Raw genomic sequence first — 12,628 nt, forward strand, 5'->3', positions numbered from 1 at the left:
CACTACGCCGCGAACCTGATGGCCGTGACGCCGAAGTCGCAGTGGGGGTGGGTCAAGGCGCTACTGCACTCGGTGTATGACCAGCCCGACTCCGAGGCCGTGAACGCCCAGTTCGACCGGGTCCTCGAGGGACTGTACGAGAAGCTCCCGGCCGTCGCGGAGCACCTTGAGCTGGCCCGCGCCGACATCCTCGCCTTCACCGTCTTCCCGAGGGAGATCTGGCGCCAGATCTGGTCGAACAACCCGAACGAGCGGCTCAACCGTGAGATCCGCCGCCGCACCGACGTCGTCGGCATCTTCCCGAACCGTGAGGCCGTGATCCGCCTCGTCGGCGCGGTCCTCGCGGAGCAACACGACGAGTGGGCCGAACAACGCCGCTACCTCGGCCTGGAAGCGCTGAAGAACGCCCGAGCCGTCCTGACCGACCGCACCACCGACGACGATCCCGAGGAGATGACCAACGACCTGATCGCCGCCGCGATCACCGCCTAACCGAACGACCCCGACGGATCACCGTCGTACACCACCGATACGGACTTGACCAAAGGACCCAACGCTTTGTGCGGTCGAAGTGCCCGGTGACCGGACGCTGCGGACGCCACCCGAAATAGCGGTCGGGGGCGCCTCGACGCTGGGGTCTGCCCAGTCGATCGAGTGCAGTGCGCACGGAGGGTTGGCCGAGCCCGGAACCCACCGTGAGAGGTCAACCGTGGCATCCCGGCTCCCGGCCGCCGCTGCTGCGCGAAGATGATGGACATGAGCCCTACTCGGCATGACGAGGTTGAGCGCAAATATGACGTCGACCCGACGATGGTGTTGCCGAACCTGGCCGAGGCCGAGGGCGTGGGCTCGGTCCGTCCGCCGGAGGAGTTCCGGTTGGACGCGGTGTACTTCGACACGGCGGGTCTGGATCTGGCCCGCCGAGGAGTGACCCTGCGACGACGCAGCGGCGGCGCCGACGCCGGCTGGCACCTCAAGCTGCCCGTCAGCGGGGACACCCGCACCGAGCTGCAGGTTCCACTCGGGCAGGCAGAGGAGACGGTGCCCGCCTCGTTGCTCACGCACGTGCGGGCCATCGTGCGGGACCGTCTGCTTGGCGCCGTCGCATCGGTGAGCACGACCCGTCGTGAGTATGTGTTGTCTGGCCCTGACGGCGCCGTCCTTGCCCGGGTCTGCGACGACCGTGTGCGGGCGCAGAGACTGGACGACCGGAGCCCGGAGCAGTCGTGGCGGGAATGGGAGGTCGAGCTCGACGGGGCGTCCCCGACATTGCTGGACGCCGTGGAGGCGCACCTCGTGGCTGCGGGAGCCTCACCGGCGCGCGTGTCCTCGAAGTTCGCCCGCACCGTCGGTGAGCTCGCATCGGCTCTCCCGGCTCCGCCCTCGAAGGACGACCTGGCCGGAGGCACGGTAGGGCAGCTTTTCGTCGCGCTTCTGACGGAACAGACGGCCAAGCTGCAACTGCGGGACGCTGGCGTGCGGGCCGGGCAGGCCGGGTCGATCCATCGCATGCGGATTACCGCGCGCCGGCTCCGGTCCGCGCTGACCAGTTTCGCCCCGATGCTCGAGCGTGCCGCGACCGATCCGGTCCGAGCGGAGCTGCGCTGGCTCGGTGAGTCCCTCGGGCAAGCCCGCGACGCGCAGGTCCTGCGTGAGCACCTGACGGGGGTGCTCGGACAGGAGCCCCCAGAGCTGGTCGTCGGCTCCGTCGCCGCGCGGATCGACGACGAGTTGAGCGCGGCATACAAGGCCGGACGCGAACGTGCCCTAGAGGCCCTCGAGAGCGAACGGTACCTTCGGATGCTCGACGCCCTCGACGAGCTGGTCAGGGCTGCGCCGCTGAGCTCGGACGCCGACACGGCCGCGGAGGAGGGCGTACGCCGGCTGCTGCGCCGCGACGTCAAACGGCTGGATCGGGAGGTTCGTGCGATCACGTCTGCGCAGGATCCCGAGGCCCGCGACGTCGCGTTTCACGAGGCGCGGAAGAAGGCCAAGCGGCTGCGCTACGCCGCTGAGGCCGCCACACCTGTCGTCGGCAAGCGAGCCCGCTCCCTGGCAGCCTCCGCCAAGAAGGTCCAGGAGGCCCTCGGGGTCCGTCAGGACTCGGTCGTCGCCCGTCAACGGCTACGTGAGTACGGGATGCAGGCTCACCTCGACGGCGACAACGCCTTCACCTTCGGCCGCCTTCATGCCCTGGAGCAGGCCCGCGCCGACCGAGCCACCGCTGACTTCGCGACCGCCTGGTCGACGTTCCACAAGAGGCAGATACCCCGCTGGGTGGGCTGAGGACATCGGCCGGTTCGAGTTCCAGGCTGGGGAATGCTGCCCGCCTCCAGCGGCCGGACTGGCGTGCCTCTCCTGGCCCAGATGCTCGGTGATCTGTCTCCCGCGGGACGCCGGCGATGCTCGCGCTCGTCTCGTTGACCAGCCGAGTGTCGGCGTCAGGGAACTGGGGGAGACGTCTACGTCACCACGGCTCCCGGGGTGACGGATCGGCTCAGGCAGACTGCACCTCTCCGCGTACAAGGGCTTGCGTCACTTGGACCGAGGGCCACGCGGCGCGTGTAGTAACCCGACGGTGCGACCATTCAGCTTCGACCGTTCCGGAAGTAGACCGTCCTCTTTGCTGGGTACCTTGAAGGCAAAGCTCGTGAGAGGACCAGAAGGATGAAGATCATCAGACAGGTCACGGTCTTTGATGCGGCCGACATTGACGCCGAAAGCGCATTCTGGGCTGGCCTGGTGGGCGGGCACGTATTCGGAGACAAGCAGTTCCACTGCGTCATCGACGAGGCCGGCAACTGGCGAATCGGCGTTCAGCACGCCCCAAACCACGTCCCACCGCAATGGCCCGACGGATCCCCCCAGCAGATGCACCTCGACCTGCACGTGGAGGAGCCGATCCAGGCTCATGAGCGAGCCATGGCGCTCGGAGCAAGCCTGCTCATGAAGGCTCCTGACCTCACGAGCGAAGAGGGACACCAGGTCTACGCCGACCCCGCGGGTCACCCGTTCTGCATCGGATGGGGTCACCCCTCGCAAGAGGTGATCGCGGCCTTCGTCGCCCAGAAACACGAGTGATCGAAGCTGAGCGGAGCTGCCGCTCACGGGAGGTCGCCTCGCGGCGAGAAGACGCACGCTGCCCGTGCCCGTGCCCGTGCCCGTGCCCGTGCCGACGAGTGCAGCCATCTGGTGAGGTCCGTGATCTACCGGATCTGCCGGACTCGTCGGACGGCCGCCAACACCCGTGCCACGATGACGTTGTGACGTCCGCGGGCGAAGCGACACCGCCGGCCGCGCGGCAACCAGAATCCGCGGGACCGGATGCGGCGCGCCCCAGCGGCATCCACGGCCACCATCCCAGCAGCGGCAGGACGTTTCCGCTGGCGCTTGGCGCGCTGGGCATCGTCTTCGGCGACATCGGCACGAGCCCGCTCTATGCGATGCAGACGGTCTTCAGCATCGAGCACAACACGGTGCGGGCCACCCGAAGTGATGTTCTCGGCGTGATCTCCATGGTCCTGTGGTCGATCACCCTCGTCGTGTCGATGAAGTACGTGTCACTCGCCATGCGGGCCGACAACGACGGGGAGGGTGGCATCCTCGCGCTCGTCGCGCTCCTGCGCCGCCACCTGCAAGGAACTCGTCGGCTCGCAGCGGTCATGGCGATGGGCCTGCTCGGCGCCGCCCTGTTCTACGGGGACGCGGTGATCACTCCCGCCATCTCGGTCCTCTCGGCGATCGAGGGACTCGAGGTCGCCAACCCCACCCTTGTAGACCTCGTGCTGCCGATTGCCCTCGTCGTGCTCTCCGGGCTGTTCGTCATCCAGCGTTGGGGCACGGGCGTCGTGGGCAAGGCCTTCGGTCCGGTGATGGTCCTCTGGTTCACGGTGCTTGCCATGCTCGGCCTGCCTCACATCGTCGCGAACCCCCTGATCCTCCAGGCCATCTCGCCGACGTACGCGTTCATGTTCGTCGCTCAGCACCCGTTCATCGCGTTCGTCGCGATGGGTGGGGTGGTGCTGACCATCACGGGCGCCGAGGCGCTCTATGCCGACATGGGTCACTTCGGCGCCCGCTCGATCCGCCTCTCCTGGTACGTCGTCGTCTTCCCCGCGCTCGCCGTCAACTACCTGGGGCAGGGTGCGATGATCCTCGCCGACCCGTCCGCGGTGTCGAACCCCTTCTTCCTGTTGGCCCCGTCGTGGGCCGCCCTGCCCCTCGTGCTGCTCGCCACGGTGGCCACCGTCATCGCCTCGCAGGCAGTCATCTCGGGAGCCTTCTCGGTGTCCCGGCAGGCCGTGCGACTGGGGATGTTGCCCCGGCTCGCCGTGCGGCACACCTCCCGTGAGGAGGGCGGCCAGATCTACGTGCCCGTCATCAATTGGATCCTCTTCGTCGGCGTGCTCGTGCTGACCGCGGCGTTCCGCAGCTCGAGCCGGCTCGCGGCGGCCTACGGGCTCGCGGTCACGGGCACCCTGCTCCTGACGAGCGCACTCTTCCTGCTGCTCGCGAGGTACGTGTGGCAGGTCCAGACGTGGAAGCTCGTCGTGTACATCTTGCTCGTCGTCGCCGTCGAGCTGACCTTCCTCGGCGCCAACCTCACGAAGATCGTCAACGGCGGCTGGCTACCGCTCGTCATCGCAGCCCTGGTGGTCGCCATCATGACGACCTTCAGGCGCGGGACCGATGCGCTGCATGCCGAGGAACGAGACCTCGAGGGCCCGCTCCAGCTCTTCCTCAAGGTAGTTCGCGACCACCCCGAGCTCGTCCGGCGCGTTCCCGGGGTGGCCGTCTTCCCGCACCCCAATGCGACGACGACGCCGCTCGCTCTGCGGGCCAACGCCGACTTCAACCACGTCGTCCACGAACAGGTCATCCTCGTACAGATCGTCAACGAGAACGTGCCCCACATCCGCCACGTGGACCGCGTCGAGGTCGACGACCTGGGCGACGCCACCGACGGGTTCGTGCACGTCAAGGTGCACGTGGGCTTCACCGACAGCCAAGACATCCCCACGGGACTGGCACTGGCCGTCGGAACATCGCGTGCGCTCGACGTCGACCTCGATCAGGCCCACTACTTCCTCTCGGTGCTGACCGTCCAGGCGACGGGCCACCGTGGGCTACGCACGTGGCGCAAGCGCCTCTACGCGTGGATGTACCACAACGCCGCGAACCGGACGGAGGTCTTCCACCTGCCGCCCGAGCGCACCATCGTCATGGGCGCCCACATCGAGCTCTAGCCGGAAGGTGGTTCGGGACACGGCGTGGTGGATGACCCCGCGTTGTCCCTCACCATGGCCGAGCCGGAGCCGCACTCGCACGCTCGAAGAATGACGTCTGTTCTACGTCGCCCTCACACGGGCCCGCTGGGGTGTCGTCCTGATCGCCCCGGCAGCACCTCTCCAACGTGCCGACACCAGCTAGCAGGCCGAACACGCGTATCAGTGTGTGCCCCGCGCGCGGCGAACTGACGCAGACGGGTAGTCCTAGCGACCGCCCCGTCGCGAAGGTCGCGGTTTACCCGGTTAGGGAGACCGCGTCAGCAGCGGCGCCTCTCAGACAGTCTGAGTCGTGGGCTGGGGTTGTACGTCTGTCTTTTCTACGAGCTGCTCGACGACTTCCTCAGCCAGGTTCTCGTGGCGGGCGGCTTGGGCTTCTTCGTGCTGCTTCACCTCGACACGAGCGGCCTGCCACGCGGACCAGTGGCCCGAGACGAGAGCCCACAACGACAGAGCTGACACGTACACCACGGAGTTGACCCAGTGCGTCACCAGCGACACCGGGATCATCACGAGCCAGAAGATGGTGAACCAGCCGTTGACCCGGCGCATGAAGACCGGGTCGCCCTGAACGCTGGCCCAGAGGGACTTGATGACCGTCACCGGATACCTCCACTTCGCAAGGGCTGCGCGGCCGCAGCGAGCAGAGATTAGGGCCAGATGCTGAGAGTCCGCTACATGTCCGACTGGGACATCCGTCGCGTCTTGTTCGACCTGCTGAGGTGCGGCCCGGCACGCGGCCGATGTGACGCAGCCGCCTCGGCATTCACGGACCTTCTAGACGGGACCCGCTCCCGGGTCGAGCCGGCGATGTCACGTCCCCCGGTTGAACCGTGGCTTGGCGCTGTGCGTCGTGATGGGTGGGGCCGACCCTGAAAAGGTTGGCGCCCGATGGGAGGGGTGGTCCGGGTGCCAAACAGGCGATGGATGATCGCAGTACTTGTCGCTGTCGCTGTCGTGGTGGTCGTTCTCGTGATCGTCTACAGCGGTGGCGGTGGCGGTGGCGGTGGTGGTGGGGAGAGCGGCTACTGAGCCGCCGCACGAACTCGCTCACGGCGTCAGCCCAGGATCGATACGGTCCTCGGTGGCTATGGAGCCCGACGTGTGGGCGATCGCGTCGGTATGACGCCGGCCTCCGGCGCACCGCCCACTGTGTCTGTCCGGTGGCCCCTGGGTTCAGGATTGGGTGACCAGGGCAGCGTCTCTAGCGCGGATGGCTGGTTGGGGCAGTGGGTGAAGTCGGACATGCCAGGTCTCGTGAGGGCGGGTCCGCACCCAAGATCGTCATCCAACCCTCGGGAGGGTGTTGCTCGCGGCGGCCCGGCGGAGGCTCAGGCGTCGACGATGACTGGGATGATCAGGGGGCTGCGGCGGGTTTGTCGGTAGGCCCAGTTGGACATTGCCTGGCGGACGAGTTCCTCAATCTGCTCGATGTCCTCGATGTTTTCCTTGGTGGCGGTGGTGAGTGCCTTCTGGATGGCGGGTGTGGCCTTGGCGAAGTCGCCTGGGGCGTGTTCGAATCCGTGGGCGAGGTAGTCGGGCTCCTCGGTGAGTTTGCCGGTGTCGGGGTCGACGATGCAGACGACGGTGATGACTCCTTCCTCGGCCAAGGTGCGGCGCACGTGGAGCGACTCCTCGGTAGCTCCACCGACGGTCATGGCGTCGACGTAGACGAGCCCGGCAGGGACGGAGCCGGTGATCTTCGCCTGGCCATCGACGAGGTCGATGACGGCACCGTCGTGGGCGATGAGGGCGCGTTTGGGGTCGACGCCTGTCCGGATGGCGATGTCGGCGTTGGCCCGCAGGTGACGCCACTCACCGTGCACGGGCAGCACGCTGGAGGGTTGGACGATGTTGTAGCAGTAGGCGAGCTCGCCGGCGCTGGCGTGGCCGGAGACGTGCACCTTGGCGTTGCCCTTGTGCACGACGTTCGCGCCCCAGCGGGTCAGTTCGTTGATCACGCGGTAGATCGCGTTCTCGTTGCCGGGGATGAGCGAGCTGGCGAGCAGCACGGTGTCGCCCTCGGTGACGCGGATGGGGTGGTCGCGGTTGGCCATCCGGGACAGGGCGGCGAGCGGCTCACCCTGCGATCCCGTGCAGATCAGGGCGATTTGGTTCGCCGGGCGGCGCTCGAGCTGCTTGAGGTCGATGACCAAGCCCTGCGGGATGTCCAGGTAGCCGAGGTCCGCGGCGATGCCCATGTTGCGCACCATCGACCGGCCGACGAAGGCCACCTTCCGTCCGTGGTCGCGGGCCGCATCGAGCACCTGCTGGATGCGGTGCACGTGGCTGGCGAAACTCGACACGATGACCCGACCTGGCGTCGTCCGAAACACGGTCTCGATCGCGGGGGAGAGCTCGCCCTCTGACACCGTGAAGCCGGGGACCTCCGCGTTCGTCGAGTCGACGAGAAAGAGGTCGACGCCTTCCTGGCCGAGGCGTGCGAACGCACGCAGGTCGGTCACCCGACCGTCGAGCGGGAACTGGTCCATCTTGAAGTCGCCCGTGTGCAGGACGAGGCCCGCCGCGGTGCGGATCGCGACGGCGAGCCCGTCGGGGATGGAATGGTTGACGGCGATGAACTCGCAGTCGAAGGGACCGAAGGTGCGCCGGTCGTCCTCGCTGACCTTGACGGTGACGGGGGTGATGCCGTGCTCCTTGAGCTTCGCCTCGAGGAAGGCGAGCGTGAGACGCGAGCCGACGACCGGAATGTCCGCCCGCTCTCGCAGCAGGTAGGGCACGCCGCCGATGTGATCCTCATGGCCGTGCGTGAGCACGATCGCGTCCACCTTGTCGAGACGCTCCCGGAGCCAGGAGAAGTCCGGCAAGATCACGTCGACACCTGGCTGGTGCTCCTCAGGGAACAGGACGCCGCAGTCGACGATGAGCAGCCGCCCGGCGTGCTCGAAGACCGTCATGTTGCGGCCGATCTCGCCCAAGCCCCCCAGGGGAACGATCCGAAGGCCGTCGCGCGGCAGCCCGGGAAGATCCTGGGACCGCCGAGAGGCGCGTCCCCGCCCGCGGGTCTGAGGTCTGCGACCGCCGCCGGCGCTCATAGCCCACGCCTCGAACGGTCGAAAACCGGCGAGTCAGCCGAACTGGACGGGGCCGGGTTCGGGCTTGTCCGGTCGGTTCTGGGACTCCGCTGCGCTGGCATGGTGATCCTTGTCGTGCTGAGCATGGGACTGAGTCTCTCAGCACCTGCCCCACCGTCGCCGCCTGGGCGTACGCGGCGTTGTCATTTGACGTTGTTTCTCCCGCCGGGTCGTCGGCTGGAGAGTAGCCGCGCCGCCGGGTGGCCATGCCTGAAACACCTCTGTGCGAACGCCCCCTATGGACGGATCCGGTCACTCCGACGCGTCCTGCAGGCGGCGAAGCCGTTCAAATTGATCTTCGGCGGGTTGCGCACCAGCAGATCGTCCTGCAAACGGACGAGGGCAGTTGGGTCAAGTAGCGAGTGCCCCGCGCTACCACGGCTGGCTGTCGAGGGACCCAGTGCGTCGACGCCGAACTCGTCTACGAATGTGCGGAAGTACCGGTGACAGTGCTGATTGAGTCTCTCCGAACCTTTGGTTCTCAGTCCTCTGCCGCAGGCAGACGATGATTTGCGGAGCGGGCGATCGCCGCTGCTTCTCCGCGGTTGGCCACCCCGAGCTTGGCCAGGATGTGGCTGACGTGCAGCGCCGCCGTCTTCTCGCTGATGAACAAGGTTCGGGCTATGGCGCGATTCGTCGCTCCCTTCGTGAGCAGGCCCAGAACGTCCTGTTCACGCGGGGTGAGACGGTCTCTCGGGCCGGGGGCTTCGTCCGCGTCAGGAAGGGGCACTCGATGTCGTCGCGCCTTCGCAGCGGCTGTGGCAGCGAACCAGCGGGCACCCATCGAGTTCGCCGAGCGCCAGAGCGCGATGAGGTGCGCCTTACCGGCGTCACGTTCGCCGTGGGCCAGCTCCTCGCGGGCCCGCTCGAGCTGCGGGCGAAGGGCGAAGAAAGCGCCGAAGACGGAAGCGAGGTCCACTGCCCGTGACCACGCATCGACAGCTGGGCGCCCGTCGAGACGGCGCGCATATGCTTCAGCCACGGCGAGGTGCACACCGTAAAGCGATCGGGCCCAGTCTTCGGTGAGCCCGCGCCGGGCCGCAGCAACCGCCTCCTGTGCGGCTGCCTGCAGCCCTTCAGGCGGTGCGTGCCCGACCAGGGCCGCAGTCCCAAGCGCCTGTAGGGCACACCGGGCTCGCATCGCAGCCTCGACGGGAGACTCCGTCTCTGCCCGGGCCAAGAGGATCTGGGCGCTTTCGATCCCACGCCCCACGTCTTCCAACTGATCATAGAGCTCGACTCGTCGCAGGGTGTCCCAGCAGGCGTACGTTTGCGGTGCGTAGTCCGCTTCGATCGTGCGCTGCTCGATCTCCAGTGCCGAGTGCAGGTCTCCTTGGGCGATCAGCAGGTCCACCTGTGCCCAGCGACGTCGGTGTTCGGGGTAGCCCATTCGGCTGAGGTCGCTGAGGCGTTGTTCTGCCTCGGCGAGGCGTCCCCGCCAAATGAGCGCTTTCAGGTCTTGCTCTCCGTTGAACGTGGCGATCCGCGTGAGACCCTCTGCTTGGGCGCCTGCCTCGCCTTGCTTGGCCACGATCGCGCCCCGCACGAGCTGGCCACTGCAGATCAGGTCCCACGCCACCTCCGCTGTTGCATCGAGGGCGTCACCGGGCGCGCCTGCCCGGCCGGCAAGCAAAACCACAGCCTGATGAGCGTTCAGCGCTTCCGGGAGCCTTCCCAACTGGTGGAGAGCGTCGGCCGCCTCCCGACGAGCTCTGTACTCTGCCGTCGGCGATTTCACACGCTGAGCTACGTCCGCCGCCGTGGCTGCCGCGGTAAGGGCGAACTCGTACTCGTGGCGACGCCTGTGGTTGTACGCCTTCGCCCGCCACGCCTCGGCCAGCTCGTGGCTTGGTCGGGCCGATAGCAGGGCGATGGCCCGGTCGCTCGCCGTCACCGGGTCGACCAGCCCGGCGACGCCGGGCCCATGCGCCGCCAGAATACGAAGGACCCGGCCTTCCACCATCGGGTCGGTCCCTTGACCGAGACACATCACAGCATGCCGCAGCAACCGCTCGACACGCTCGTACTGATTGGAGTCGAAGAGCGACTCCGCTGCCCACGCGGCTGCCTCCGCATCGGAGAAACCTACGAGCGCGTCGGCGTTCGGCACTCGAGACCACAGCTCAAGCGCCGACTCGAAGTGGTCTGCCGCCTCCGGGGCCCCGTGCTGCTGGGCGGCATGGCCCGCTCTCACGTGTGCCACCAAGGCGGTCGCTTCCTCGTCGGCGGCAGTCGCGTGCACGGCCAGAGCCGCGTTTGCCTGCCACCGCGCGGCCGCCGAGCCCGCCTCGGCACGTTCCCGCAGGATGCCGACGTAGGCACGGTGCAGCGCGACGCGTTCGCTGGGCAGCAGGTCTTCCTCCACCGCATCGCGCAGCAGCGCGTGCCGGAACTCGAACTGCTCACCGTGCCGCGTGAACACCCCAGCCGCGAGGGCTTCGTGGACGAGCGCCTCGAAGACCGCCGAGTCCAAGCCCGACCCGTCGTGCAGCAGATCGATGTCGATCACGGCCGGGCCCACGGACGCCAGACGCACCAGCGCCGCACACGAAGGCGAGAGCCTCATGACGTGCCGAACCAGCAGGTCGTGCAGCGAAGCCGGAACCGCCTCGCGGGCCGCCTTCATGATCTCTTCCGCATAAAGGGGAACACCCCCCGACCGCTTGAAGAGGTCCGCCAACCCGACCTGGCCGAGAGGCCGACCGAGTCGCCGCTCGGCCAACAGGGCCACCCCGGACTCATCGAGAGGGGCCAGGTCGAGGCGTACCGCACCAGGCGAGCGCCCAAGCTCATAGAGCGCTGACCGGCCGGGGTGATCCTCGACAAGGTCGTCGGCGCGCGCGGTGACCACGAGGAGCACGGCTGACCGGCTGGTGCGGACCAGCGCCAGTGCGTAGTCGCGGGTTGAGGGGTCGGACCAGTGCAGGTCCTCGATGGCCATGACCAGCCCCCGATCTGCGGCGAGCGCCGAGGTGCTACCCAGGAGACGTTCGAGCGTCTGTCCGCGAATCACGACATCGTCGGAAATCCATCTTGCTGCCTTCGGAGCCGAGCCGGTCTCCGTGGCCCGCGCGGCGACCACTTGGCGAAGCGCCTCAGTCACCGGGGCGAAGGGCGCACCGCTCCCCAGATCAAGGCAGTGCCCCTCGCCGGTCGACAGACCCAGACCCGCCGCCGCGGCCAAGATGGCCCGCACCATCGTCGTCTTGCCGACACCCGCGTCCCCGACGATGAGCAGGGCGCGTGCCTGCGGCAGCCCCGCCGGAAGGGCGCTGACCGCGAGGTGATGGAGGAGCGCCTCGGCCGCGGCGAGTTCCGACTCACGTCCGACCGGCGACTCGGTCCCAGTTGCGATCATTCGCATCCCTCCGGCGACCGCGCTGCTGCGTGGTCTCCAGCGTAGGGCGCACGACGGCGCCCGGCCCGCGATAAAGCACTGAGTCCAGCAATCCATGCTGCACATCAGGATCACGTGATCTCACCTAGGAGTCAGGTGTCGGGTGTCCGCCCTCGCTCAGGTCCTGGGTCTGTCGCTCCGCGGCCGCGGAAGAGCCATCCCGTACGTGGCATTCCATCCGGTAGCGACTGGCGTCGACCCTGAGTGGGCAGCGCGTGACATCACCACATGTCGGGGTGTGGCCGCAACGTCGGGTGGGCAGGCGGGCATTGAGGCTAGGTAGTCGCGGACTCGAGGACTGGTAGCACGCCCGATGTGGAGGCGATTGCACGGCCGGATCGTGGAGGTCGTCGGCACATCGTCGGCAGCACAAGTCCAGGAGATGTCATGAACCTTCACACCACCGCGATCGCCAGTCGGTCCTGCGTCCGCAACCGTCCGGCTCGCCGCGTCGCCGCCACGCTCGGTGCGTCAGCAGCACTGTCTCTGACCCTCATCGGCCCGGCCTTCTCGTCGCAGCCGCACGACCCCCCGCCATCGCCCGGGTCCGCCCGGTGCGAGAACTACCTGGGCGCGGGCACGCTCGGGTCCTGCACCGAGTCCTCCACTGCCCGTGGCGCCGGTGCCGCCTCGAGCAACTCGGCCGAACTAAAGATCCCGGCTCCGGCCGACGTGCCGAAGTTCGTTGTCAACTCTGGCCAACGAGACTGTCCGAGTAACGGTGTAACTGGCCCAACGCGCTGACTGGTTCAGCGGGAAGGGTCGGATGATGACCGACACACTGGTGGGCGTGAGCCCGCTTGAGAGAGCAGCGAAGAAGTCGCTCACACCTGCTGAGGTGGAGCGCGCGG

General features: G+C 67.8%; 7 protein-coding genes. 4 read left to right on the forward strand and 3 right to left on the reverse strand.

Annotated features, from left to right (window positions below):
• The 4 genes from AB4Z14_RS21705 to AB4Z14_RS21720 form a co-directional block, all read left to right on the forward strand.
• Positions 1–492 (forward strand): transposase (locus AB4Z14_RS21705; RefSeq protein ID WP_442277056.1); only part of this gene is annotated, 492 nt, incomplete at its 5' end.
• 264 nt (positions 493–756) lie between these two features.
• Complete coding sequence (locus tag AB4Z14_RS21710; protein ID WP_442277057.1) at positions 757–2,286, forward strand: CYTH and CHAD domain-containing protein; 1,530 nt, start codon at positions 757–759, stop codon at positions 2,284–2,286.
• Positions 2,287–2,667: 381 nt separating this feature from the next.
• Positions 2,668–3,081, forward strand: a complete 414-nt coding sequence (locus tag AB4Z14_RS21715) for a VOC family protein (RefSeq protein WP_056824019.1) — start codon at positions 2,668–2,670, stop codon at positions 3,079–3,081.
• Positions 3,082–3,263: 182 nt separating this feature from the next.
• Entirely contained in the window at positions 3,264–5,246 is a 1,983-nt protein-coding gene (locus tag AB4Z14_RS21720; RefSeq protein ID WP_442277058.1) for a potassium transporter Kup, read from the forward strand.
• A 315-nt stretch (positions 5,247–5,561) separates the two neighbouring features.
• Here the strand turns inward: AB4Z14_RS21720 and AB4Z14_RS21725 are convergent, their stop codons facing one another.
• The 3 genes from AB4Z14_RS21725 to AB4Z14_RS21735 all read right to left on the reverse strand — a co-directional run bounded on the left by AB4Z14_RS21725 (position 5,562) and on the right by AB4Z14_RS21735 (position 11,738).
• A complete protein-coding gene (locus tag AB4Z14_RS21725; protein ID WP_056773404.1) occupies positions 5,562–5,888 on the reverse strand; it encodes a hypothetical protein in 327 nt (108 codons plus the stop codon).
• Between the two features lie 728 nt (positions 5,889–6,616).
• Complete coding sequence (locus AB4Z14_RS21730) at positions 6,617–8,341, reverse strand: ribonuclease J (protein WP_442277059.1); 1,725 nt, start codon at positions 8,339–8,341, stop codon at positions 6,617–6,619.
• A 520-nt stretch (positions 8,342–8,861) separates the two neighbouring features.
• Positions 8,862–11,738 carry an ATP-binding protein gene (locus tag AB4Z14_RS21735; RefSeq protein ID WP_442277060.1) on the reverse strand — a complete coding sequence of 959 codons (2,877 nt, stop codon included), beginning with the start codon at positions 11,736–11,738 and terminating at the stop codon, positions 8,862–8,864.
• Positions 11,739–12,628 lie beyond the last annotated feature (890 nt).

It is taken from the genome of Terrabacter sp. 2TAF16, from assembly GCF_052115065.1.
Taxonomy (GTDB): domain Bacteria; phylum Actinomycetota; class Actinomycetes; order Actinomycetales; family Dermatophilaceae; genus Terrabacter.

Excerpts from the sequence above, each read along its gene's own strand:
- AB4Z14_RS21710 (WP_442277057.1), top strand. The coding sequence starts at position 757 with ATGAGCCCTACTCGGCATGACGAGGTTGAGCGCAAATATGACGTCGAC.
- AB4Z14_RS21715 (WP_056824019.1), top strand. The coding sequence starts at position 2,668 with ATGAAGATCATCAGACAGGTCACGGTCTTTGATGCGGCCGACATTGAC.
- AB4Z14_RS21730 (WP_442277059.1), bottom strand. The coding sequence starts at position 8,341 with ATGAGCGCCGGCGGCGGTCGCAGACCTCAGACCCGCGGGCGGGGACGC.
- AB4Z14_RS21735 (WP_442277060.1), bottom strand. The coding sequence starts at position 11,738 with ATGATCGCAACTGGGACCGAGTCGCCGGTCGGACGTGAGTCGGAACTC.